This window comes from Nocardioides ginkgobilobae (genome assembly GCF_054781275.1).
Map to the genome: position 1 here is coordinate 102,251 of NZ_BAAGUS010000002.1, position 20,967 is coordinate 123,217.

The 20,967-nt window shown below is 73.9% G+C and carries 22 protein-coding genes and 2 tRNA genes; 17 read left to right on the forward strand and 7 right to left on the reverse strand.

Annotated elements, in window-relative coordinates; genetic code table 11:
- The first annotated feature begins 8 nt into the window (after nucleotides 1-8).
- The 6 genes from ACYVID_RS02740 (at nucleotide 9) to ACYVID_RS02765 (ending at nucleotide 4,154) form a co-directional block, all read left to right on the forward strand.
- Nucleotides 9-581 carry an NADPH-dependent FMN reductase gene (locus tag ACYVID_RS02740; protein WP_460734186.1) on the forward strand — a complete coding sequence of 191 codons (573 nt, stop codon included), beginning with the start codon at nucleotides 9-11 and terminating at the stop codon, nucleotides 579-581.
- Nucleotides 582-708: 127 nt separating this feature from the next.
- The gene (locus ACYVID_RS02745) at nucleotides 709-1,131 is read left to right on the forward strand and encodes a hypothetical protein (RefSeq protein WP_300640539.1); all 423 of its coding nucleotides are present in this window, start codon (nucleotides 709-711) and stop codon (nucleotides 1,129-1,131) included.
- 80 nt (nucleotides 1,132-1,211) lie between these two features.
- Nucleotides 1,212-1,592: a hypothetical protein gene (locus ACYVID_RS02750; protein WP_460734188.1), complete on the forward strand. Its 381-nt coding sequence runs from the start codon at nucleotides 1,212-1,214 to the stop codon at nucleotides 1,590-1,592.
- 36 nt (nucleotides 1,593-1,628) lie between these two features.
- Entirely contained in the window at nucleotides 1,629-3,020 is a 1,392-nt protein-coding gene (locus ACYVID_RS02755) for an amidase (RefSeq protein ID WP_460734190.1), read from the forward strand.
- Nucleotides 3,014-3,544: a GNAT family N-acetyltransferase gene (locus ACYVID_RS02760; RefSeq protein ID WP_460734192.1), complete on the forward strand. Its 531-nt coding sequence runs from the start codon at nucleotides 3,014-3,016 to the stop codon at nucleotides 3,542-3,544. Before ACYVID_RS02755 ends, ACYVID_RS02760 begins: the two co-directional genes overlap by 7 nt.
- A gap of 46 nt (nucleotides 3,545-3,590) precedes the next feature.
- On the forward strand, nucleotides 3,591-4,154 hold the full coding sequence (locus ACYVID_RS02765) for a TetR/AcrR family transcriptional regulator C-terminal domain-containing protein (RefSeq protein WP_460734194.1): 564 nt from the start codon (nucleotides 3,591-3,593) through the stop codon (nucleotides 4,152-4,154).
- 1 nt (nucleotide 4,155) lies between these two features.
- On the opposite strand, the gene bioD is transcribed toward ACYVID_RS02765, so the two are convergent.
- Genes bioD through ACYVID_RS02780 form a run of 3 tightly spaced genes read right to left on the reverse strand, consistent with a single transcriptional unit; the run spans nucleotide 4,156 to nucleotide 7,255 of the window.
- The gene (bioD, locus tag ACYVID_RS02770; RefSeq protein ID WP_460734196.1) at nucleotides 4,156-4,836 is read right to left on the reverse strand and encodes a dethiobiotin synthase; all 681 of its coding nucleotides are present in this window, start codon (nucleotides 4,834-4,836) and stop codon (nucleotides 4,156-4,158) included.
- The gene (locus tag ACYVID_RS02775; RefSeq protein WP_460734198.1) at nucleotides 4,833-5,954 is read right to left on the reverse strand and encodes an 8-amino-7-oxononanoate synthase; all 1,122 of its coding nucleotides are present in this window, start codon (nucleotides 5,952-5,954) and stop codon (nucleotides 4,833-4,835) included. The genes bioD and ACYVID_RS02775 overlap by 4 nt, the downstream gene beginning before the upstream one ends.
- The gene (locus ACYVID_RS02780; RefSeq protein WP_460734199.1) at nucleotides 5,951-7,255 is read right to left on the reverse strand and encodes an adenosylmethionine--8-amino-7-oxononanoate transaminase; all 1,305 of its coding nucleotides are present in this window, start codon (nucleotides 7,253-7,255) and stop codon (nucleotides 5,951-5,953) included. Before ACYVID_RS02780 ends, ACYVID_RS02775 begins: the two co-directional genes overlap by 4 nt.
- An 82-nt stretch (nucleotides 7,256-7,337) precedes the next feature.
- On the opposite strand from ACYVID_RS02780, the gene bioB reads away from it, so the two are divergent.
- Together bioB and bsaP are read left to right on the forward strand one after the other, a co-directional pair.
- Complete coding sequence (bioB, locus tag ACYVID_RS02785; protein ID WP_460734201.1) at nucleotides 7,338-8,339, forward strand: biotin synthase BioB; 1,002 nt, start codon at nucleotides 7,338-7,340, stop codon at nucleotides 8,337-8,339.
- Nucleotides 8,339-8,521: a biotin synthase auxiliary protein BsaP gene (gene bsaP, locus ACYVID_RS02790; RefSeq protein WP_460734203.1), complete on the forward strand. Its 183-nt coding sequence runs from the start codon at nucleotides 8,339-8,341 to the stop codon at nucleotides 8,519-8,521. The genes bioB and bsaP overlap by 1 nt, the downstream gene beginning before the upstream one ends.
- Before the next feature lie 12 nt (nucleotides 8,522-8,533).
- Here the strand turns inward: bsaP and ACYVID_RS02795 are convergent, their stop codons facing one another.
- Together ACYVID_RS02795 and ACYVID_RS02800 are read right to left on the reverse strand one after the other, a co-directional pair.
- Nucleotides 8,534-8,797, reverse strand: coding sequence for a hypothetical protein (locus tag ACYVID_RS02795; RefSeq protein WP_460734205.1), 264 nt, complete (start codon nucleotides 8,795-8,797; stop codon nucleotides 8,534-8,536).
- A gap of 39 nt (nucleotides 8,798-8,836) precedes the next feature.
- Nucleotides 8,837-9,595, reverse strand: coding sequence for a 3-methyladenine DNA glycosylase (locus ACYVID_RS02800; RefSeq protein ID WP_460734207.1), 759 nt, complete (start codon nucleotides 9,593-9,595; stop codon nucleotides 8,837-8,839).
- Nucleotides 9,596-9,627: 32 nt separating this feature from the next.
- On the opposite strand from ACYVID_RS02800, the gene ACYVID_RS02805 reads away from it, so the two are divergent.
- The 6 genes from ACYVID_RS02805 to ACYVID_RS02830 all read left to right on the forward strand — a co-directional run bounded on the left by ACYVID_RS02805 (nucleotide 9,628) and on the right by ACYVID_RS02830 (nucleotide 14,833).
- Complete coding sequence (locus ACYVID_RS02805) at nucleotides 9,628-10,437, forward strand: fumarylacetoacetate hydrolase family protein (protein ID WP_300640498.1); 810 nt, start codon at nucleotides 9,628-9,630, stop codon at nucleotides 10,435-10,437.
- A 1-nt stretch (nucleotide 10,438) separates the two neighbouring features.
- The gene (gene gltX, locus ACYVID_RS02810; RefSeq protein ID WP_460734209.1) at nucleotides 10,439-11,926 is read left to right on the forward strand and encodes a glutamate--tRNA ligase; all 1,488 of its coding nucleotides are present in this window, start codon (nucleotides 10,439-10,441) and stop codon (nucleotides 11,924-11,926) included.
- 7 nt (nucleotides 11,927-11,933) lie between these two features.
- On the forward strand, nucleotides 11,934-13,019 hold the full coding sequence (locus ACYVID_RS02815) for a lysostaphin resistance A-like protein (protein WP_460734211.1): 1,086 nt from the start codon (nucleotides 11,934-11,936) through the stop codon (nucleotides 13,017-13,019).
- 50 nt (nucleotides 13,020-13,069) lie between these two features.
- Nucleotides 13,070-13,141, forward strand: a tRNA-Gln gene (locus tag ACYVID_RS02820).
- Nucleotides 13,142-13,271: 130 nt separating this feature from the next.
- Nucleotides 13,272-13,344 (forward strand) — tRNA-Glu (locus tag ACYVID_RS02825).
- A 145-nt stretch (nucleotides 13,345-13,489) separates the two neighbouring features.
- Nucleotides 13,490-14,833, forward strand: a complete 1,344-nt coding sequence (locus ACYVID_RS02830) for a right-handed parallel beta-helix repeat-containing protein (protein WP_460734213.1) — start codon at nucleotides 13,490-13,492, stop codon at nucleotides 14,831-14,833.
- Between the two features lie 194 nt (nucleotides 14,834-15,027).
- Here the strand turns inward: ACYVID_RS02830 and ACYVID_RS02835 are convergent, their stop codons facing one another.
- Nucleotides 15,028-16,200 carry an LCP family protein gene (locus ACYVID_RS02835; protein WP_460734215.1) on the reverse strand — a complete coding sequence of 391 codons (1,173 nt, stop codon included), beginning with the start codon at nucleotides 16,198-16,200 and terminating at the stop codon, nucleotides 15,028-15,030.
- Nucleotides 16,201-16,382: 182 nt separating this feature from the next.
- Here ACYVID_RS02835 and ACYVID_RS02840 point away from each other — a divergent pair, with 182 nt between their 5' ends.
- Entirely contained in the window at nucleotides 16,383-18,011 is a 1,629-nt protein-coding gene (locus ACYVID_RS02840) for an AlkA N-terminal domain-containing protein (RefSeq protein ID WP_460734217.1), read from the forward strand.
- Between the two features lie 2 nt (nucleotides 18,012-18,013).
- Complete coding sequence (locus tag ACYVID_RS02845) at nucleotides 18,014-18,496, forward strand: methylated-DNA--[protein]-cysteine S-methyltransferase (protein ID WP_460734219.1); 483 nt, start codon at nucleotides 18,014-18,016, stop codon at nucleotides 18,494-18,496.
- A gap of 121 nt (nucleotides 18,497-18,617) precedes the next feature.
- Here the strand turns inward: ACYVID_RS02845 and ACYVID_RS02850 are convergent, their stop codons facing one another.
- Nucleotides 18,618-19,349, reverse strand: a complete 732-nt coding sequence (locus ACYVID_RS02850; RefSeq protein WP_300644071.1) for an IclR family transcriptional regulator — start codon at nucleotides 19,347-19,349, stop codon at nucleotides 18,618-18,620.
- A gap of 205 nt (nucleotides 19,350-19,554) precedes the next feature.
- On the opposite strand from ACYVID_RS02850, the gene leuC reads away from it, so the two are divergent.
- Nucleotides 19,555-20,955 (forward strand): 3-isopropylmalate dehydratase large subunit, encoded by a 1,401-nt coding sequence (gene leuC / locus ACYVID_RS02855; protein WP_460734221.1) that lies wholly within the window; start codon nucleotides 19,555-19,557, stop codon nucleotides 20,953-20,955.
- Nucleotides 20,956-20,967 lie beyond the last annotated feature (12 nt).

The window sequence follows — 20,967 nt, forward strand, 5'->3', positions numbered from 1 at the left end:
GAGCCCCCATGAGCACCACCGCCCACCCCGCCGCCGCACCCGTCCGCGTCGCCGTGCTGCTCGGCAGCCTGCGCCAGGCCTCCGTCAACCGTCGCCTCGCGGAGCTGCTCCGCGAGCAGGCGCCGGCCGGCGTCGAGGTCGAGATCGTCGAGGGCCTCGGCGACCTGCCGTTCTACAACGAGGACGTCGACACCGCCGACGCGCCCGCCGCTGTGCGCCGCGTCCGCGAGGCCGTCGCCGCCGCCGACCGCGTCCTCGCCGTCACGCCGGAGTACAACGGGACGATGCCCGCCGCCCTCAACAACGCCCTCGACTGGCTCTCGCGGCCCTACGGCCAGGGCGCCATCGTCGGCAAGCCCTTCGGTGTCGTGGGCACCACCCCGACGCCGTACGGCGGCAAGTGGGCGCACGCCGACGCCGCGCGCTCCGCGGGCATCGCCGGCGCGAAGGTCGTCGAGGCCGTCGTGGTCTCCCAGCCCGGGGTGGACGTCGACGTCCTCGCCGACGACGAGGTGCGCACCCGTCTGCTGGACGCCCTGCGGCTGCTCGTGGACGCCGAGCCGGCCACCGCGGCCGCCTGACGGCTGGTCGCGGCGGGGCGGGCCTGCCCCCCCGTGGACCCGTCCACGGGGCGCCGCCCTCCGCCGTTGTCCACAGGACGACCGTCGGGACGGCCGAGAGGCGGGGGGCTCGCCCTAGCCTGAGGGCGTGACCAGCCCTCTCGGACCCCCGCCCCTGAACCGGCAGCCGTACCAGCAGCCCCCGGCGTACGCCGGTGCCCCGCACCAGCCGCACGCTCGGGGGCCGGTGCGGACCGGCGACCTGGTGGCCACCGTCCTGGTCCTGCTGCTCCTGGCGCTGGTCGGCCTGTTCGCGTCCCTCGTGGGCGTGGCCGGCGTCGTCGACGTCGACCAGAACTGCAGGCCCGAGGACTGCACGCGCTCGGTCGCGTTCCTCGGCACCGCGGTCGTCGTCGCCTCGCCCTGGTTGGCGCTGCTCCCGCTCGGTGCGTGGGCGGTGGTCCGGCTGGTGCGGAGGCGCAGCGCCTGGTGGGTCGCCCTCCTGGCGCTGCCCCTTGGGGTGCTGCTCTTCGTGGTGGGTGTCCTGGTGGTGGTCGTCGCCGGTGGCTGAGGTCCCGCGACCTCCTCCCGCGGGACGACCAGCGGCCGGGATCGCCCGCAGCGCGGCCCCTGCGCCGCTAGCGTCGTGCCATGAGCACGAGCAGCCTCGAGGGCGGCGGTCCCGGCGCGCAGGCTCCGACCAAGGACCGCACGGCCGACGTCGTCGTCACGATCATCGAGCTGCTCCTGCTCTTCGCCGGCGGTCTGCTGCTCTCCTTCGCCGGGTTGTTCCTGGTCTTCGCCTCCGACTCGTGCGGGTCCGGCACCACCGACTGCTCGACCGGGCTCATCGCGCTCGGGGTGGCCGTGGCGGCGGGTGGACCCTGGGTCCCGATCCTCGGCATGGGGGGCTGGGCGGTGGTGCGGATGGTGCGCGGTCGCAGCGCCTGGTGGGTCCCCCTGGTGACCGTTCCGGCCGCCTGCCTCGTCTTCGCGCTGGGGGCGGCGCTGGCCTTCAACGGGGCCTCCTGACCCCGCGCGGGGGACGGGTCGGGCTAGGTTCGGTCCATGGCCGAGCTGCACGACCTGACCGCTCTCGAGCAGGGCGCGGCGATCGCCGCGGGCGAGGTGAGCAGCGCCGAGCTGGTCGAGCACTACCTGGAGCGGATCGCCACGCGCGACGACGTCGGCGCCTTCGTCACCGTCACCGCCGACCAGGCCCGTGAGCGCGCCAGGTCGACGAGGCCCGGGGCCGGGCCGCTCAGCGGGGTGCCCACCGCGGTCAAGGACCTCAACGCCACGGCCGGGGTGCGCACGACCTTCGGCTCCGCGGCGTACGACGACTTCGTGCCGGAGGTCTCCGACGGCGTCGTGCTCGCGATGGAGGACGCCGGGCTGGTGAGCCTGGGAAAGACGGCCACGCCGGAGTTCGGCTCGCCCTGCTACACCGAGCCCGACGGCCGCCCGCCGACGGTGACGCCGTGGGACCGCACCCGCACCGCGGGCGGGTCCTCGGGCGGCGCGGCTGCCGCGGTGGCCGCGGGACTCGTGCCGCTCGCGCAGGGCTCCGACGGCGGCGGCTCGATCCGGATCCCCGCCTCCTGCTGCGGGCTGGTCGGCCTCAAGCCGTCCCGCGGGCGGATCAGCGGCTCGCCGATGTACGGCGACCCGGTGGGCCTCGCCACCGCCGGTCCGATCGCGCGGACCGTGCGCGACGCGGCGGCGCTGCTCGACGTGCTGGCTGTCCGGCGACCCGGCGACCCGTTCTTCGCCCCGACGGCCGACACGACCTTCCTCGCGGCCGCCGACCGCGAGCCGGGCCGGTTGCGGATCGCGCGGTTCGTCGAGCCGGTCATCGCCGACGTCGCCGTCGACCCCGAGGTGGTCCGCGCCTGGGAGGACGCGTCCCGGCTGCTCGAGCAGCTCGGCCACGAGGTCGTCGACGTCCCGGTCCCGATGAGCCGCGACGCGGTACCGGTCTTCGAGGTCTGCTGGGCCGTCCTCACCTCGCTCTCGCCCGCACCGCCCGGGCGCGAGGGCCTGCTGCGTCCGCTGACCCGGTGGCTCGGAGACCGGGGACGGGCGCTGTCCGCGCCGGAGTTCGGCCTCGCCATCGGCGCCATGCGCCGGCACGCGGCCGCTGCCCTGGAGGCGCTCGCGCCGTTCGACGCCGTGCTCACCCCGACCCTCGCGGTCCCGCCGGTCGCGGTGGGTGCGCTGCGCGACGACGCGCACCCCGAGCGCGACTTCGAGGCGCAGAAGGCCTTCACGCCCTGGACCTCGGCCTGGAACGTCACCGGCATGCCCGCGGTCTCGCTGCCGCTGCACTGGACGCCCGAGGGGCTGCCGGTCGGCGTGATGCTGGCCGCGCGCCCGGCCAAGGACGCGCTGCTGCTCTCGCTCGCGGCCCAGGTCGAGGCGGCCGCCCCCTGGCACGACCGGAAGGCACCGGGATGGTGATCACCGCCCACACCGCACGCGTCCCCGCGGACGTCCTCGCCGGGTCACGGGAGCTGATGGACCTGGCCTTCGACGACTTCGAGGACGAGGACTGGAACCACGCCCTCGGCGGTGAGCACGCGTGGGCCCTCGAGGACGGTCGCGTCGTCGCGCACGGGTCGCTGGTGCTGCGCCGCTGCTACCTGGGCGACGACGAGGGCGGCCGGGTGCTGCGCGTCGGCTACGTGGAGGCGGTCGCGGTCCACCCCGCGCACCAGCGCCGGGGTCTCGGCGGGGCGGTCATGGCGGCGCTGGAGCAGCTGGCTCCGGCGTACGACCTGCTCGCCCTGGGTGCCTCCGACGCGGGCAGGCCGATGTACGACGCGCGCGGCTGGGTCCCGTGGCGGGGGACGCTGCACGTGCTCGGCCCGGCGGGGCGGGTGCGCTGCGACGAGGAGGAGGGCTACGTACTGGTCCACTCCGCCGACGGCCTCGACCTGGACGCCCCGCTGACCTGCGACTGGCGCGACGGCGACGTGTGGTGAGTGGGACGCTCCCCGCGAGCCGGTGGACGCTGGCTAGGGTCGGGGCGTGAGCCGGACCCGCCAGGACCTCGTGACCGTGGCGCTGCGGATCCTCGACGCCCACGGCCTCGCGGACGTGTCGATGCGCCGGGTGGCGGCCGAGCTCGCGCTGCAGCCCAGCGCGCTCTACCACCACGTCGCCTCCAAGCAGGTGCTGCTCGCTGCCGTCGCCGACGAGGTGCTCGCGCGCGGCACCCGGCCCCGGGTGGCCACCGCCTGGGACGAGCAGGTGGTCGAGGTCGCGCACGAGCTGCGCGACGCCATGCTGGCCTACCGCGACGGGGCCGAGCTGGTCTCGACCGTCATCGCGTTCGGCCTGGGCGCCGGACGTCCGCTGGCCGACCTGACCGCGGCCCTGTCCGCGTCCGGGTTGACGGCAGACCTCGTGCCCACTGCCGCGCGGACGGTCCTGCACTTCGTGCTGGGCCACACGCTCGAGGAGCAGACGCACCTGCAGGCCGGCTCCGACGGGGCCATCGACGACGAGCCGCGTCCCTCGGACTTCGCCGCCGGCCTCGGGATCGTGGTCGACGGGCTGCGCGTGCGCGCCGCGGCACCGGCCGCCCGCTGAGTCACCAGCCCGGCAGCCACTCCGCGGCCGAGGCCGTGAACTCCTCGCGCGACAGCGCGCCCGCGCCCTCCGGGACGACTCCCAGCAGGGGGACGCCGGTCACGCGCGGCAGGTCGTCGCGGTTGCAGGACTCGGCCAGGTCCGGGGAGGCCGGCCACGAGCCGATGACGAGGCCGCGCGGCTCGAGTCCCCGCGCCCGCAGCGCGCCCACGGTCAGCTCGGCGTGGTTGAGCGTGCCCAGCCCGGCAGCGCAGACGAGGACGACCTCGACGGTCACTCCCCGCTCGTGCAGCCAGCTCGCCAGGTCCAGCAGGGTCCCGCCGTCGGTGTCGAGCCGCACCAGCAGGCCGCCGGCGCCCTCGACCACGACGGTGTCGTGGAACTCGGTGTGCACCTTGATCCGGTCGGCGTGCTCCTCGACCGACGGGATGGCGACCCCCGCCCGCAGGGCTGCGGTCTCCGGGGCCAGCGGCTCGTCCAGCGCCGTGTGCTCCTGCACCGCGCAGCCGGTCAGCCGGTGCACGGTCTCGGCGTCGCAGTCGCCGTCGGCGACGCCGGTCTGCACCGGCTTCACGACCACGAGCTGCTCGCCCCGTGCGGCCGCGACCGCCGCCAGCGCCGAGGTCACGATCGTCTTGCCGACCCCGGTCGACGTCCCGGTCACCACGACCACGCGACTCATCGGTGCTCCTCCACGACGTCCACGAGCACCTTCACCGCGCGCTCCCACTCCTCGGGGGGTACGCCGGCCGAGACCGTGACCCGCAACCGGCTGATCCCGTCCGGCACCGACGGCGGCCGGAAGCACCCGACCCGCACCCCGGCCGCCAGTGCTAGGTCGCGCGCCGCGACCGCGACCTGGGGCGAGGGCATCGGCACCGACAGCACCGCACCGTCCGGCGGCTCGACACCGAGCGCGGCGGCCAGGTCGAGCACACGGGTCCGGACGAGCCGACCCAGCGAGGGGTCGGAGCGCATGATTCCCAGTGCGCACAGGGCTGCGCCCGCCGCGGCCGGAGCCAGCGCGGTGTCGAAGATGAAGGCCCGGGCGCGGTTGACCAGGTGCTCGACCACGGTCGCCGGGCCGAGGACGGCACCGCCCTGCGAGCCGCAGGCCTTGGACAGGGTCGCGGTCACCAGCACGTGGGGGAGCCCCGCGAGCCCGAGCCGCGACACGACCCCCGCGTCGTGGACGCCGAGCCCGTGCGCCTCGTCCACCACGAGCAGCGCCCCGGCCTCCCCGCACGCCTCGGCCAGTTCGACGAGCGGGCCCTCGTCACCGAGCACCGAGTAGATCGACTCGGCCAGCACCAGCGTCCGCTCGCCGGGGGCCGAGGTCGCCAGGGCCGCCCGCACGGCCGCCACGTCGTTGTGCGGCACGATCGTGAGGCGCGCGCGAGAGAGCCGGGCCGCGTCCACCAGGGAGGCGTGCACGTGCGCGTCGGAGACGACGTGGCAGTCGCGGCCGACCAGGCCCGTGACCACGGCCAGGTTGGCGGCGTACCCGGTCGAGAGGACCAGGCACGCCTCGTGGCCCGTCCAGGACGCCAGGGCGTGCTCCAGCTCGACGTGCAGGTCGAGGGTGCCGGTCACCAGCCGGGAGGCACCCGCCCCGCCGCCCCAGGTCAGCGCGGCGGCCGCCGCGGCCTCGCGCACCCGCGGGTCCCGGGCCAGGCCGAGGTAGTCGTTGCCCGCGAGGTCCACCACGTCGTCCGCCGCCGGTCGGGAGACCAGCCAGCGGGTCAGCCCCGCGGCCTCGCGGGACGCCGCCTCGGCGGAGAGCCAGTCCGACCAGCTCATGCGACGGCCACGGCTTCGGCGACGGCGGAGCAGATCAGCGACACGTCGTCGGGGGTCGTCACGTAGGGCGGCATCACGTAGACCAGGTCGCGGAACGGCCGGATCCACACACCGACCTCGAGAGCCGCCGACGTCGCACGCACCACGTCGACCGGGTGGTCGAGCTGCACCGCACCCACCGCGCCGAGCGTGCGCACGTCGACGACTCCGGGGGCCGAGCGCAGCGGCTCGAGACCGGCACGCAGGCCGTCGCCCACCCTCGCGACGTCCTCGGCCCACCCCCGCGACTCCAGCAGCTCCAGCGACGCCAGCGCCACCGCGCAGGCCAGCGGGTTCCCCATGAAGGTCGGTCCGTGCATGAGCACCCCGGACTCCGACGCGGACAGGTCGGCGGCGACCCGCGAGGAGCAGAGGACCGCGGCCAGGGTGAGGTACCCCCCGGTCAACGCCTTGCCCAGGCACAGCACGTCCGGCACCACGCCGGCCGCGTCGCAGGCGAACATCGTGCCGGTGCGACCGAGGCCGGTCGCGACCTCGTCGAGCACCAGCACCAGGTCGTGCTCGTCGGCCACCTCGCGCAGCACCCGCAGGCACGCGGCGGGGTAGGTCCACATCCCCCCAGCGCCCTGCAGCAGCGGCTCCACCACGATGCCGGCGAGCTCGTGCGCGTGCTCCCCAGCCAGCCGGCGCACGACGGAGGCCCACGCGTCGACCTCCGACGGCGACGCGGCGACACCGGGCGGGCGCGGGGCGAAGACCTGCTGCGGCAGCACACCCGCGAACATCGAGTGCATCCCGCCCTCGGGGTCGCACACGGCCATGCAGCCGGCCGTGTCCCCGTGGTACCCACCGCGCACCGTCAGCATCCGCGAGCGCTCGGGCCGCCCGCGACCCCGCTGGGCCTGGAGCGCCATCTTGAGCGCGACCTCGACCGAGACCGAGCCCGAGTCGGCGAGGAAGACGTGCTCCAACCCGGCGGGGGCCAGGGACACGAGCTTCTCGGCCAGCTGCACCGCCGGCGCGTGGGTCAGCCCGCCGAACATGACGTGCGACATCCGGCCCGACTGCGCGAGGAGCGCGGCGTCGAGCTCCGGCACGGCGTACCCGTGCACCGCCGACCACCACGAGGCCATCGCGTCGACCACCGAGCGCCCGTCCGCGAGGTGCAGCCGCACGCCGGACGCCGACTCGACCAGCCGCACCGGGGTGGGGTCGGTCATCGAGGTGTAGGGGTGCCAGACGTGCGCGCGGTCGAAGGCGAGCAGCGCGTCGGCGTCGGTGGGGTCGAGGCGGGGGGTCATCGCGAGCGGAGCCTACGACGCGCCGGGGCCACGGACTGAACACCGTTCAGGATCCGGAGCGGCCCGTACTACCCTCAGCGCCGTGACTGAGCCCGACATCCTCACCCGCGCCCGCACCCAGGTCCTGGAGGGCGGCGTGGGCCTGTCCTACGAGGACCTCGTCGAGGTGCTGCGGCTCGACGACGAGCACGTTCCGGCGCTGCTCGAGCTGGCGCACGACGTGCGGATGAAGCACTGCGGCCCCGAGGTCGAGGTCGAGGGCATCATCAGCCTCAAGACCGGCGGCTGCCCCGAGGACTGCCACTTCTGCAGCCAGTCCGGCCAGTTCACCTCGCCGGTCCGCTCGGTCTGGCTCGACATCCCGCAGCTGGTGCAGGCCGCCAAGGAGACCGCCGCCACCGGCGCGACCGAGTTCTGCATCGTCGCCGCCGTCCGCGGCCCCGACGAGCGCCTCATGACCCAGGTCCGCGACGGCGTGAAGGCCATCCACGAGGCGGTCGACATCAACGTCGCCTGCTCGCTGGGCATGCTCACCCAGGAGCAGGTCGACGAGCTCGCCGCGATCGGCGTGCACCGCTACAACCACAACCTCGAGGCCGCGAAGTCCTACTTCCCGAGCGTCGTGACCACGCACTCCTACGAGGAGCGGTGGGAGACCTGCCAGATGGTCCGCGACGCCGGCATGGAGCTGTGCTGCGGCGGCCTGGTCGGCATGGGCGAGAGCCTTGAGCAGCGCGCCGAGCTCGCCTCGCAGCTCGCCGAGCTCGATCCGCACGAGGTCCCGCTCAACTTCCTCAACCCGCGCCCGGGCACGCCGTTCGGCGACCTGCCGCTCATGGACTCGCAGGACGCCCTGCGCACCATCGCCGCGTTCCGGCTCGCGATGCCGCGCACGATCCTGCGGTACGCCGGCGGGCGCGAGCTGACCCTGGGCGACCTCGGCACCCGCGAGGGCCTGCTCGGCGGCATCAACGCGGTCATCGTCGGCAACTACCTCACGACCCTGGGTCGCGAGCCCGACGCGGACCTCGAGCTCCTCAGCGAGCTGAAGATGCCGATCCGCGAGCTGGCCAAGACCCTCTAGTGGACACCTGCGGCCACTGCGGCCAGCCCGTCGCCACGGAGCAGCCGCACCCCCGCTGCGAGCAGATGCTCGCCATGGAGCCGCCGCGCTTCTGCGTGGAGTGCGCGCGGCGGATGAAGGTGCAGGTGCACCCCCGCGGCTGGTCGGCCACCTGCGTGGAGCACGGCACCCTCATCGGCTGAGGGCCCGGTGGGTCAGGCGGCGACGAGCGCGGTGCCCTGGCGCACCAGGTACCGGGCGGTGGCGTAGTCGAGGCCGACGCCCACCAGCAGGCGGTAGATCGCCATCTCGCGCGAGGACTCGTGCTGCCACGGGACGCCCCCGCCGTCGCGCCACCAGGTCCAGACCTCGGTGACGGCCTCGGGGTCGCGCACGACGTGCCCGAGCAGCTGTCCGTCGAGGCGCACCGCCCACTCGTCGCGGTGGCCCACGGCATCGAATCGCAGCGTGTGGTCCATGTCATGCCATTCGGCGCGACGGTCCGGCACCTGAGCCGATCAGCCGAGCACTTCTCGCAGGCGGTCGACCAGCGCAGCCCGGACCGGGGCGGCCCGCTCCGCGAAGCCGCGCTGCAGGTCGGCGTACTCCCGCTTGCCCTCGGCCGTCTCGATGGGGATCGGCGTCCAGGGGGTGCCGTGCGGGTCGAGCGTGCAGCCGCTCATGTCGTACGGCGCGGCGCGCATGTCCACGATCCGCACCTCCCACGCCAGCTCGAACGCGTCCGCCACCAGGTCCGAGCCGATCACCGCCACCAGCCGGTAGGCGTGCTTGTAGAGGTCCATGTTCCCGTGCAGGCACGCCGGGTTCTCGAAGTCCGCCCGGTCCCGCGGGCCGGGTTGCAGGGTGTTCAGCGGCACCGCGGTCGGCGTGAAGAACCGGAACGCGTCCCAGTGGCTGCACCCGATCCGGTGGCCCTCGACGACCGCGTCGGTCCCGGAGGCGCCCAGCCGCAGCGGCTGCGGGTGCCGGGTCTCCGGCGTGCGGTGCACCATCGCCCACTCGTGCAGCCCGAAGCAGCCGAAGTTCGCCTCGCGGCCGGCCGTCGCGGAGAGCAGCCGCAATGTCGCCTCGGCCAGCGGCCGCTGCGCGTCCTCCAGCGGCCCGGGCGGGCGCCACGTCATGAGCTGCGCCGGCCGGAAGGAGTAGTACTGGAACAGGAAGTCGTGGACCGGGTGCTTCACCCCGACCCGGCGCCGGGCGAGGTGCGGTTCGACGTACGGCGCCAACCGCGCGCGGTGCCGCACCTCCTCGTCCATGGCCGGAAATGCTAGGTCGATAGGGTCGTGGGGTGCGCATCGCGAGATTCACCACGGGGGAGGACCCCCAGTACGGCGTCGTGACCGGCGACCTCGACGAGCACGGCCAGCTCGGCGAGGACGCCGTGGTCGTCGCGCTGGCCGGGGACCCGATGTACGTCGGGCTCAAGCTCCTCGAGCAGCAGCACCGGTTGGAGGACGTCCGGCTGCTGGCGCCGGTGCTGCCGCGCAGCAAGGTGGTCGGGATCGGTCGCAACTACGCCGACCACGCCAAGGAGCTCGGCAACGACGTGCCCGCCGAGCCGCTGTTCTTCCTCAAGCCCAACACCTCCGTCGTCGGCCCGGGCGACCCGGTCTTCTACCCGCCGCAGACCAGCGACCTGCACTACGAGGGCGAGCTGGCCGTGGTCATCGGGCGGATCTGCCGCGACGTCCCGGCCGAGAAGGCCACCGACGTCATCCACGGCTACACCATCGGCAACGACGTCACCGCCCGCGACCTCCAGCGCAGCGACGACCAGTGGACCCGGGCGAAGGGCTTCGACTCCTTCTGCCCGCTCGGCCCCTGGATCGAGACCGACCTGGACCCGCAGGCCTTCGCCGACGGCGTCCGCCTGCGCACCTTCCTCAACGGCGACGTCGTCCAGGACGGCTCGACCGCCGACATGGTCTTCGACATCCCCAGCCTCATCGCCCACGTCAGCAGCGTCATGACCCTGCTGCCCGGCGACGTGATCCTCACCGGCACCCCCGCGGGCGTGGGCCCCATGCAGGTCGGCGACGAGGTCGAGGTCGCCATCGACGGCCTCGGCGCGCTGACCAACACCATCAAGGAGCGATGAAGTGAGCACCCCCAGCACGCCCGTCCGCGTGCGGATGGCCCCGAGCCCGACCGGCTCGCCGCACGTCGGCCTGGTCCGCACGGCGCTGTTCAACTACGCCTTCGCCAAGCACGCCCAGCTCAGCGGCCAGGGCGGCACCTTCGTCCTGCGGGTGGAGGACACCGACAAGGAGCGCTCCACCGAGGAGTCCTACACCTCGATCCTCGAGCTCTTCCGCTGGCTGGGCCTGGACTGGGACGAGGGGGTCGAGGTCGGCGGGCCGTACGGTCCCTACCGCCAGTCCGAGCGCAGCGACCTCTACCGCGACGTGCTCGAGCGGCTGCGCGCCTCGTCGTACACCTACGACTGCTACTGCCGCAACGACGAGGTCGAGGCGCGCCGCAAGGCCTCCGGCTCCAAGGTCATGGGGTACGACGGCTTCTGCCGCGACCTGACCTCCGAGCAGGTCGAGGCGTTCCGGGCCGAGGGGCGCGAGCCGCTGGTCCGGTTCCGGATGCCGGAGGGCTCGATCTCCTGGAATGACCTGGTCCGCGGCGAGGTCACCTTCGAGACCGAGTTCGTCCCGGACTTCGCACTGTGCCGCGCCAACGGCGACCCGCTCTACACCCTCACCGCGCCGGTCGACGACGCCACCATGAGGATCACCCACGTGCTGCGCGGGGAGGACCTGCTCTCCTCCACGCCACGCCAGATCGCGCTGTTCGACGCGATGAAGGAGATCGGCGTCGCCGAGGTCACCCCGCTCTACGGCCACCTGCCCTACGTCATGGGCGAGGGCAACAAGAAGCTGTCCAAGCGCGACCCGCAGGCGCACGCGCTGGCCTACCGCGACCAGGGCTTCCTCCCCGAGGGCCTGCTCAACTACGTCGCGCTGCTGGGCTGGTCGATCGCCGCCGACCGTGACGTCTTCGACCTCGAGGAGATGGTCGAGGCCTTCGACATCAAGGACGTCAACGCCAACCCGGCGCGCTTCGACCTGAAGAAGGCCGAGGCGATCAACACCGCCCACATGCGCCGGCTCCCGGTCGAGGAGATCCAGCACCGGGCGCTGCCGTTCCTCAAGGCCGCCGGCGTGGTCGGCGACCCGGTGCGCGACGCCGACGCCCAGCTGCTCGAGCTCGCGATGCCGCTGGTGGCCGAGCGGGTCAACAAGCTCGCCGAGGTCCCGCAGATGCTGGGCTTCCTCTTCGTGCCCGAGGAGGAGTTCACCCGCGACGAGGCCGACGTCGAGAAGCTGCTCGACGAGGAGGGTCGTCGTGTGGTGCAGGCGGCGCACGATGCCGTCGCCGCGCTCGGCACCTGGTCGACCGCCGCCATCCAGGAGGCCCTGCAGACCACGCTGGTCGAGGAGCTGGGCCTCAAGCCCCGCGTCGCGTTCGGTCCGGTACGGGTCGCGATCACCGGGCGCCGGGTGAGCCCGCCGCTGTTCGAGTCGATGGAGCTGCTGGGCCGCGAGCGCTCGCTGGCGCGGCTGGACTCCGCCCTCTGAGGTCGTCGTGAGCACCCCTCGGCACGAGCAGGCACCGGTCGGTCCGGCCGGCCCCACCGGTCCCGGTACGCCGCCCGGCCTGCCGTTCCACCTGCTGCTCACCGCCGGCCGCCCCTCGCGGTGGTGGGCGCTGCTGGGCGTCGTGATGGTCGGCGTCATCTTCCTCGTCGCCCAGACCGTCGCCGCCGTGGTGCTCGCCGCGGGGCTGGTGCTCGGCGGTCTGTCCATGGACGACGCCCTGGACCGGCTCTCCGGCCAGTCGGAGATCACCCCCTCCTTCCTGGCGCTGGTCAACATCGGCTGGGCCTCGGCCATCCCCGCGGTGCTGCTGACGGTCTGGCTGGTCCACGGCCTGCATCCCGGCTGGGCCTCCTCGGTGGTGCGCCGGCTGCGGTGGGGCTGGCTGCTCACCTGCCTGGGACTGTCGGTCGTCGCGCTCGTGGCGACGCTGGTCGTGTCCGCGCTCGTGCCCGCGGAGGCCGGCGCCGAGCTCGGCGGCGGCCTCAACGAGTGGACGAGCACCACCCGCGACTTCCTGCTGGTCGTGCTCGTGCTGACCCCCCTGCAGGCGGCGGGGGAGGAGTACGCCTTCCGCGGCTACCTCGCCCAGGCGGTGGGCACCGTCCTCGCCTCCCGCATCGTGGTCGTGGTCGTGCCGGCGGTGCTCTTCGCCCTGGCCCACGGGGCCCAGGACCCGCCGGTCTTCGTCGACCGCCTCGCCTTCGGCCTGGTGGCGGGCTTCCTGGTCGTGGCGACCGGGGGGCTCGAGGCCGCCATCGCCATGCACGTCCTCAACAACCTGCTCGCCTTCGGCCTGACGCTGGCCTTCGGCGACATGGCCTCGGCTCTGGACCCCTCCGGCGGCAGCTGGTGGAGCCTGCCGGTCACGCTCACCCAGAGCCTGGTCTACCTCGGCGTGGTGCTGTGGGTCGCTCGACGTCGAGGGATCGCCGTCCTCGGGCACCCGCTCCCGCTCGGCCCGCACCGGCCGCCGCAGGGACCGCCTCCCGGCCCGGGCCAGGGCTGGCAGGGTCCGCCGGGACCGCCGTACGGCCCCCCTCCCGAATTGGTCGGCCCGGACCCCCGCGTGTAAGGTTCCTGCTCGGTCCTCGGGCCGCGGAAGCGGCTGCGGAGGTACCCCCTTGGGGTATGGTGTAATTGGCAACACGGCTGATTCTGGTTCAGTTGTTCTAGGTTCGAGTCCTAGTACCCCAGCAAGTGACCACCGGGTCGACCACCTCGCGAGAGAGGGTCCGATTTGGCCGGGACGAAGCCCTGAGGCTAGAGTTCCGGAGGTCGCTCGGAGCGGTGGAGACGCCGTTCCGGCCAACAAGTGAAGACACATGCCCCGTTCGTCTAGCGGCCCAGGACGCTGGCCTCTCACGCCGGAAGCACGGGTTCGAATCCCGTACGGGGTACTCACTGAACAGCAGAGCCCGGTCCACCAGGACCGGGCTCTGCTGCGTCTTCCCGGGACCGCACCGTGCCCGTCGCGGCACGGCCGACGCGTCGCCCGCCAGCCCTCCCACCCGACCGGATGAGGAGCGGCTACGAACCACGCGCATGACCTCCCTGCGACGTACCTCCCTGGCCGCCCTGGCCACCGTGCTGGTCGGCCCCGGCCTCCTCTCGCTGGCGGCCGTCTCCCCGGCCACCGCGGCCACCACGACCGTGGACACCGAGGCCGAGCTGCGCTCCGCCGTGGCCCGCGCCAACCGCGCCGACGGCCAGGACGTGATCCGCCTGGGCGACAGCATCGACCTGCGTCGTCAGCTGGTCGTCAGCGACGACCTCGTGCTCGACGGCAACGGCCACACCCTGCGCGCCACCTCGCGCGACCGGATCCTCGACGTGCGTCCCGGCACCACGCTGCGGGTCGAGGACGTCACGCTCCGCGGCGGCCGCGCACCCGAGGGGGAGTCCGGTGGCGCCATCCGCGGCACCGAGGCGACCGTGCGGGTCGTGGACGCGCGCCTGGTCGGCAACCGGGCCGAGGGCGAGGGCGCCAGCGGCGGCGCGATCATGAACGACCGCGGCACGCTGGTCGTCGTCGGCTCGCGGATCCGGGGGAACCGCGCCGAGCGCGCCGGTGGCGGGATCGAGGCCAACGAGGGCAGCACCCGCGTGGACGACACCCTGCTCAAGGGCAACCGCACCGGCGCCGCGCCCGGCAACGGTGGCGGCCTGCACCTCACCGGCGCCGGCACCGTCCGCGTCGAGGACAGCCGGGTCATCGGCAACCGCGCGTCGGCCGAGGGTGGCGGGCTCTGGAACTCCGCCACGGGCGAGATGACCGTGACCGACACCGTGCTGAACCGCAACGTCGGTTCGGGCGCGGAGGCCACCAACGGCGGCGGCGCGCTGTTCAACGACGGTGGCCGGATGACCGTGCGCGGTGTGAGCGCCACCGGCAACAAGGCCCCCGGCGCCGCCGGTTCCGGCGGTGGCCTGCTCAACGACCAGGGCACCGTCACCGTCCGTGACTCGGTGTTCACCGAGAACACCGCCACCCGCGCGGGTGGCGCCATCGAGACCAACCTCGGCACCCTGACCCTCGTCGACGTCGACATGCTGCGCAACCGCACCGGCGACGCCCCCGGCAACGGCGGTGGTCTGCACCTCACGGCCGAGGCCCAGGTGACGTACGACGGCGGCACGGTGCGCGGCAACGACGCCGCCGCCCAGGGCGGCGGTCTGTGGAACTCCGCCACCGGCACCCTCACCGTCACCGACGTCACGATCCGGGGCAACACCGCCCCCGAGGGCGCCGACGTCTACAACGACGGCGGCACCTTCACGCGCGACGGCGAGGCGGTGCCCTCGGACAACCCCGACGGTGGCGACGACGGCGGGCTGATCCCCGGTCTCCCCGGTATCCCGGGCCTGCCGGACCTCCCGCTCCCCTGAGCGCGCCCCGCACCTGAGCGGGCCCACCCCCGACTCCCCGGGGTGGCCGGTGCGTCCGGCCCGGCCACTCCGGGGCCCCACCTCCACATCGCCGAGCCGGCGCATCCTTCCGGAAGGATGCGCCGGCTCGGTGTTGGTCGGGGGTCGAGCCGGCCGGTTGTCCCGGAGCCATGCGCCGGCTCGGCGGGGAGGAGTCAGGCGCAGAGGCCGTTGGCCAGCGCCTCGGCGGCCTCCTCCTGCTCCTCGGCGGCCTGCTCGGGGTCGGTCGTGGGGGAGGCGGTGTCGGTGGGGGTCGGGTCGGCCGACGACGTACCGACCGGGTCCTTGGCGCTGATCGAGCCGCGGTCGAGCTTGCGGGGCAGCCCCTTGTCCTTGGCCACGCGCTTCCACAGCTTGGCGGCCTTGTCGGACCAGACCAGGCGGTTGGGGTCGGGCTCGTAGGCCTCGTTGGGCACGGTGACGAACTCGATGTCACCCAGGCCGGTGCTGCGGAACTGCAGGGCCAGGTCCACGAGGTCGGGGATCGAGCCGAGCTCCTCGTCGACCGTGATCGAGCGGGTGGCGGCGGAGAGGAACCGGTAGACGCGGTCGGGACGCGTGAGCGTCCCGGCGGAGACGACCTTGTTGACCATCGAGGCGATGAAGGCCTGCTGGCGCTTCATCCGCCCGATGTCGGAGTTGGCCGAGAGCACGTAGCGCTCGCGCACGTAGTTGAGCGCCTGGCGGCCCTCGAGGGTCTGGGTGCCGGCCTCGAAGAAGATGTTGCGGACGGGGTCGTTGACATCCTTGGGGATGCAGACCTCCACGCCGCCGACGGCGTCGACCATGTCGACGAAGCCGTTGAAGTCGACGGTGACGTAGTGGTCGATGAGCACCCCGGTCAGCTGCTCCATCGTCTGGATCGTGCAGGCCGGACCACCCAGCGCGAAGGCGGTGTTGAACATCTGCAGCTCGCCGCCGGGGATCGTCTCCCCGTCCTCGCCGATGCAGTCGGGTCGCGTCACGAGCGCGTCGCGGGGCAGCGAGATGCCGTAGGCCTCCTTGCGGTCGGCCGAGACGTGCAGGAGCAGGGTGGTGTCCGACCCGCCGCCGCCGGCCTCGCCGTCGATGGCGCAGCCCTCGCAGGAGCGGTCGTCGGTGCCCATGACGAGGATGTTGAGCGGCTCCATCGGCCCCTCGACGTCCTCCTTCGCCGGGCGGTCGGTCAGCATGCGCGTGACGTCCTCGGACCGGATGCCCCCGTCGAGCTCGCGGTAGGCCAGCGTCACGCCCCCGGCCGTCAGCACGGCGAGGACGAGCTGGGTCACCAGGACCACGCGCACGACGGTGCGGCGGTGGGTCCGGTCGGTGCGGAGGTGGTCGGGCACAGCCGCATCCTCCACCCCGGAAGGCCCGCGCGTCCGCACCCTGGCGGAAGACGGTGGGTCGGGCAGCGCCCGCCCCTCGGCGTACGACGTCGGGAGGGTGGCCCCGGGGAGAGGCGGGAGCCGCGGACCGCCGTGTCCGATTCCCGCGCGACCCGGCTGGCCGCGACCGCCATGATGGACCCGTGACCACCTCCGCAGCCGCCGGTGCGCAGGCCTCCGTGCCGATCGCCACGACGCGGCTGGACCCGGGGCCCTGCTACGCAGCGGTCCGCTCCCGGGACCGCCGCTTCGACGGGGTCTTCTGGACCGCCGTCCGCACGACCGGCATCTACTGCCGACCCTCGTGCCCCGCCCGCACACCCGCCGCCGGCAACGTCACCTTCCACCCGACCGCCGCCTCCGCCCAGGCCGCGGGCTACCGCGCCTGCAAGCGCTGCCTGCCCGATGCCACGCCCGGCAGCCCCGAGTGGGACCTGCGCGCGGGGGTGGCCGGACGCGCCGTGCGGCTGATCGCCGACGGGGTCGTGGACCGCGAAGGTGTCGAGGGGCTGGCCCGCCGCGTCGGGTACACCCCCCGCCACCTCGGCCGGGTCCTGGTCGCCGAGCTCGGCGCCGGACCCCTCGCCCTGGCCCGCGCACGCCGGGCCCAGACCGCCCGGGTGCTCATCGAGACCACCGACCTCGGCTTCGCCGACATCGCGTTCGCGGCCGGGTTCTCCAGCGTCCGGCAGTTCAACGACACCGTCCGCGAGGTGTACGACGCCAGCCCCACCGAGCTGCGGCACCGCACGTCGCGGGGCGCACCCGGGCAGGGTGGCGGCCGCAGCCCGGGACCCGAGGGGACCCTCACCCTGCGGCTGCCGGTCCGCACCCCGTTCGCCGCCTCGGCGCTGCTGGACTTCCTGGCCTACCACCTGGTCCCGGGCGTGGAGACCGCCGGCCCCGGGTGGTACGCCCGCACCCTCGACCTGCCGCACGGACCGGGTGTGCTGCACCTGGCGCTGGCCGACCCGCCCGACCCGTGGGAGCACGACCCGCACCCGGTCGGCGGGACCACCCAGGTCCTGGCCACCTTCACCCTCACCGACCTGCGCGACACCACCGCCGCGGTGGAGCGGACCCGTCGGTTGCTCGACGCCGACTGCGACCCGCTGGCCGTCGCCGAGCACCTCGGCCCCGACCCGGTGCTCGGCCCGCTCGTGGCCCGCCACCCGGGCCTGCGGGTGCCGGGACAGGTCGACGGCGAGGAGACCGCGATCCGCACCGTGATCGGTCAGCAGGTCTCGGTGACCGGCGCCCGCACCGTCACCGGTCGCATCGTCGCGGCCCACGGGGTCCGGGTCGACACCGGCGTACCCGGCCTCACGCACCTGTTCCCCCGCACCGACGTGCTGGCCGCGGTCGATCCCGAGACCCTCCCGATGCCCCGGGCGCGGGGCCGCGCACTGGTGAGGCTCGCGGCGGCCCTGGCCGGGGGAGAGGTGTCGCTGGACCGCGGCCCCGAGCGCGACGCGGTCCGCGAGCGGATGCTGGCCCTGCGCGGCATCGGGCCCTGGACCGCCGACTACGTCGCGATGCGTGCGCTCGCCCACCCCGACGTCTTCCTGCCCACCGACGTCGGCGTGCGGATCGCCCTGACCCGTCTGGGCCGCGCCCCGGCCGCCGAGGTCGCTCGCGCCGATGCCTGGCGCCCGTGGTGCTCCTACGCCCTGCTCCACCTGTGGCAGACGCTCATGCCGCCCACCCCTGCGGGCGCACCCGCCCCCTCGCCCGCCGAGCCCGACCCGACCCCAGCCGTCCCGGAGGACTGACCATGTGGACCGAGACCGACAGCCCCGTGGGCAGCCTGCGACTCGTCGAGCGGGGCGGGTCGCTGACCGCGATCGAGTTCGAGCCGCACCGCGACGGTGACGGCCGCCCCCGCGGCGTCCGCCAGGACGACCACCCGGTCCTGGTCGAGGCCGCCCGCCAGCTGGCGGCGTACTTCGCCGGCGACCTCACCGACTTCGACCTGCCGCTCGCCCCCGAGGGCAGCGACTTCCAGCAGCGGGTGTGGACCCAGCTGCGCACGATCGGCTACGGCGAGACCGCGACGTACGGCGCGATCGCGCACCGTCTCGGCATGACCAACGCCGCCTCGCGCGCCGTCGGGCTGGCCAACGGCCGCAACCCGATCCCGATCGTCATCCCGTGCCACCGCGTGATCGGCGCGGACGGCACGCTCACGGGGTACGCCGGGGGGCTGCAGCGCAAGCAGGTGCTGCTGGACCTGGAGCGCACCGACGCCCTGTGGTGACCACGCACGCGCCAGCGGGCGCGGTCGTGGGCGGTCGAGCGGTCCAGCAGCGACCACGGCCCGGCCCGCTGGGCCGTGGCGGGGCGTGTCGAGACCGGGTGACCTGCCCGCCGAGGCCGGGCTACGCCGGCTGACCCTCCGCTGCTGCCCGTCGCAGCGACTCCGACAGCCGCTCGGCGGCGGCCATGACGGCGGGTGCGTGCATGCGTCCGGGCTGGCGGGAGAGCCGCTCGAGCGGGCCGGAGACGGAGACCGCGGCGATGATCTTGCCGCTGGGGGAGCGGACGGGGGCGGACACCGAGGCCACGCCCTGCTCGCGCTCACCGACGGACTGGGCCCAGCCGCGGCGGCGGATGCCGGAGAGGGCGGCAGCGGAGAAGGCGGCGTTCTGCAGGCCGCGGTGCATGCGCTCGGGGTCCTCCCACGCCAGCAGCACCTGGGCGGCCGAGCCTGCGCGCATGGTCAGCTGGGTGCCGACGGGGATGGTGTCGCGCAGGCCGGAGGGACGCTCGGCCGCGGCCACGCAGACACGGTGGTCGCCCTGTCGGCGCCACAGCTGCGCCGACTCGCCGGTGATGTCGCGCAGGCGGGCCAGGACGGGGCCGGCGGTGGCGAGGAGGCGGTCCTCGCCGGCGGCTGCGGACAGCTCGGCCAGCCGCGGCCCGAGGACGAAGCGGCCCTGCATGTCGCGGGCCACGAGACGGTGGTGCTCCAGGGCGACGGCGAGCCGGTGGGCCGTGGGGCGGGCCAGGCCGGTCGCGCTGACGAGCCCGGCCAAGGTCGCGGGGCCCGACTCCAGCGCGGTGAGCACGATGGCGGCCTTGTCGAGCACTCCGACTCCACTGGTGTCCATATGGCAATACTGCAGTCTCGGATCATGGGATGACAAGGAAAGCGTGACGCGGTGTGACGTGTGCCTCACCGAGCGGTGGTCCGAGGTTTCGCGGTCCACCCGGCCCGACCCCGCCGTCTCGCATGTCGGGATCCGCGTCTCACGACATGGGATCGGCGGCGTACGCTCCTCCATGAAGTCAGAGGTCGTCACGAAGGAGTGCGTCATGGGCAGGACCCTTTCCGAGAAGGTCTGGGACGAGCACGTCGTCCGGTCCACACCCGGGGAGCCGGACCTCCTCTACATCGACCTCCACCTCATCCACGAGGTCACCTCCCCGCAGGCCTTCGACGGCCTGCGGCTCGCCGGCCGCCGGGTCCGCCGCCCCGACCTGACGCTGGCCACCGAGGACCACAACGTCCCCACGGTCGACTGGGACAAGCCGATCGCCGACCCCGTCTCCCGCACGCAGGTCGAGACGCTGCGCAAGAACGCCGCCGAGTTCGGCGTGCGCCTGCACCCGCTCGGCGACCTCGACCAGGGCATCGTCCACGTCGTCGGCCCGCAGCTGGGCCTGACCCAGCCCGGCATGACGATCGTGTGCGGCGACAGCCACACCTCCACCCACGGCGCCTTCGGCGCGATCGCGTTCGGCATCGGCACCTCCGAGGTCGAGCACGTCCTCGCCACGCAGACGCTGATGCAGGCCAAGCCCAAGACCATGGCGGTGACCGTCAACGGCACGCTGTCCGAGGGCGTGACCGCCAAGGACCTGATCCTCTACCTCATCACCCAGACCGGCACCGGCGGTGGCCAGGGCTACATCGTGGAGTACCGCGGCGAGGCCATCGAGGCGCTCTCGATGGAGAGCCGGATGACGGTCTGCAACATGTCGATCGAGTGGGGCGCCAAGGCCGGGCTCATCGCGCCCGACCAGACGACCTTCGACTACATCGAGGGCAAGCCCGAGGCGCCGAAGGGCGCCGAGTGGGACGCCGCCGTGGCCCACTGGAAGACCCTCGTCACCGATGCCGACGCGACCTTCGACAAGGAGATCGTGATCGACGCCGCCGACGTGACGCCCTTCGTCACCTGGGGCACCAACCCGGGCCAGGGTGCCCCGCTGGGCGCCAACGTCCCGACCCCCTCGGACTTCGAGGACGAGCAGGACCGCATCGCCGCCGAGAAGGCACTGGAGTACATGGGTCTCGAGGCCGGCCAGCCGCTGCGCTCGGTCAAGGTCGACACGGTCTTCGTCGGCTCCTGCACCAACGGTCGGATCGAGGACCTGCGCCTGGCCGCCGAGATCATCAAGGGCCACAAGGTCGCCGAGGGCACGCGCCTGCTCGTCGTCCCCGGCTCCGTGCGGGTGCGCCTGCAGGCGATGGAGGAGGGGCTGGACAAGGTCTTCATCGAGGCCGGCGCCGAGTGGCGTGGCGCGGGCTGCTCGATGTGCCTGGGCATGAACCCCGACACGCTCGACCCGCAGGAGCGCTCGGCCTCGACGTCGAACCGCAACTTCGAGGGGCGCCAAGGCAAGGGCGGTCGCACGCACCTGGTCTCGGTCCCCGTCGCCGCCGCCACCGCCGTCAAGGGCACGCTCGCCTCGCCCGCCGACCTGGTCTGAGAGGAACACGCG

What these genes read in the sequence shown, in the direction of transcription:
- ACYVID_RS02740 (WP_460734186.1), top strand. Translation starts at nt 9, where the DNA reads ATGAGCACCACCGCCCACCCCGCCGCCGCACCCGTCCGCGTCGCCGTG.
- leuC (WP_460734221.1), top strand. Translation starts at nt 19,555, where the DNA reads ATGGGCAGGACCCTTTCCGAGAAGGTCTGGGACGAGCACGTCGTCCGG.
- ACYVID_RS02755 (WP_460734190.1), top strand. Translation starts at nt 1,629, where the DNA reads ATGGCCGAGCTGCACGACCTGACCGCTCTCGAGCAGGGCGCGGCGATC.
- ACYVID_RS02845 (WP_460734219.1), top strand. Translation starts at nt 18,014, where the DNA reads ATGTGGACCGAGACCGACAGCCCCGTGGGCAGCCTGCGACTCGTCGAG.
- ACYVID_RS02830 (WP_460734213.1), top strand. Translation starts at nt 13,490, where the DNA reads ATGACCTCCCTGCGACGTACCTCCCTGGCCGCCCTGGCCACCGTGCTG.
- ACYVID_RS02800 (WP_460734207.1), bottom strand. Translation starts at nt 9,595, where the DNA reads ATGGACGAGGAGGTGCGGCACCGCGCGCGGTTGGCGCCGTACGTCGAA.
- ACYVID_RS02795 (WP_460734205.1), bottom strand. Translation starts at nt 8,797, where the DNA reads ATGGACCACACGCTGCGATTCGATGCCGTGGGCCACCGCGACGAGTGG.
- ACYVID_RS02780 (WP_460734199.1), bottom strand. Translation starts at nt 7,255, where the DNA reads ATGACCCCCCGCCTCGACCCCACCGACGCCGACGCGCTGCTCGCCTTC.
- ACYVID_RS02750 (WP_460734188.1), top strand. Translation starts at nt 1,212, where the DNA reads ATGAGCACGAGCAGCCTCGAGGGCGGCGGTCCCGGCGCGCAGGCTCCG.
- bioD (WP_460734196.1), bottom strand. Translation starts at nt 4,836, where the DNA reads ATGAGTCGCGTGGTCGTGGTGACCGGGACGTCGACCGGGGTCGGCAAG.
- ACYVID_RS02760 (WP_460734192.1), top strand. Translation starts at nt 3,014, where the DNA reads ATGGTGATCACCGCCCACACCGCACGCGTCCCCGCGGACGTCCTCGCC.
- ACYVID_RS02775 (WP_460734198.1), bottom strand. Translation starts at nt 5,954, where the DNA reads ATGAGCTGGTCGGACTGGCTCTCCGCCGAGGCGGCGTCCCGCGAGGCC.
- ACYVID_RS02850 (WP_300644071.1), bottom strand. Translation starts at nt 19,349, where the DNA reads ATGGACACCAGTGGAGTCGGAGTGCTCGACAAGGCCGCCATCGTGCTC.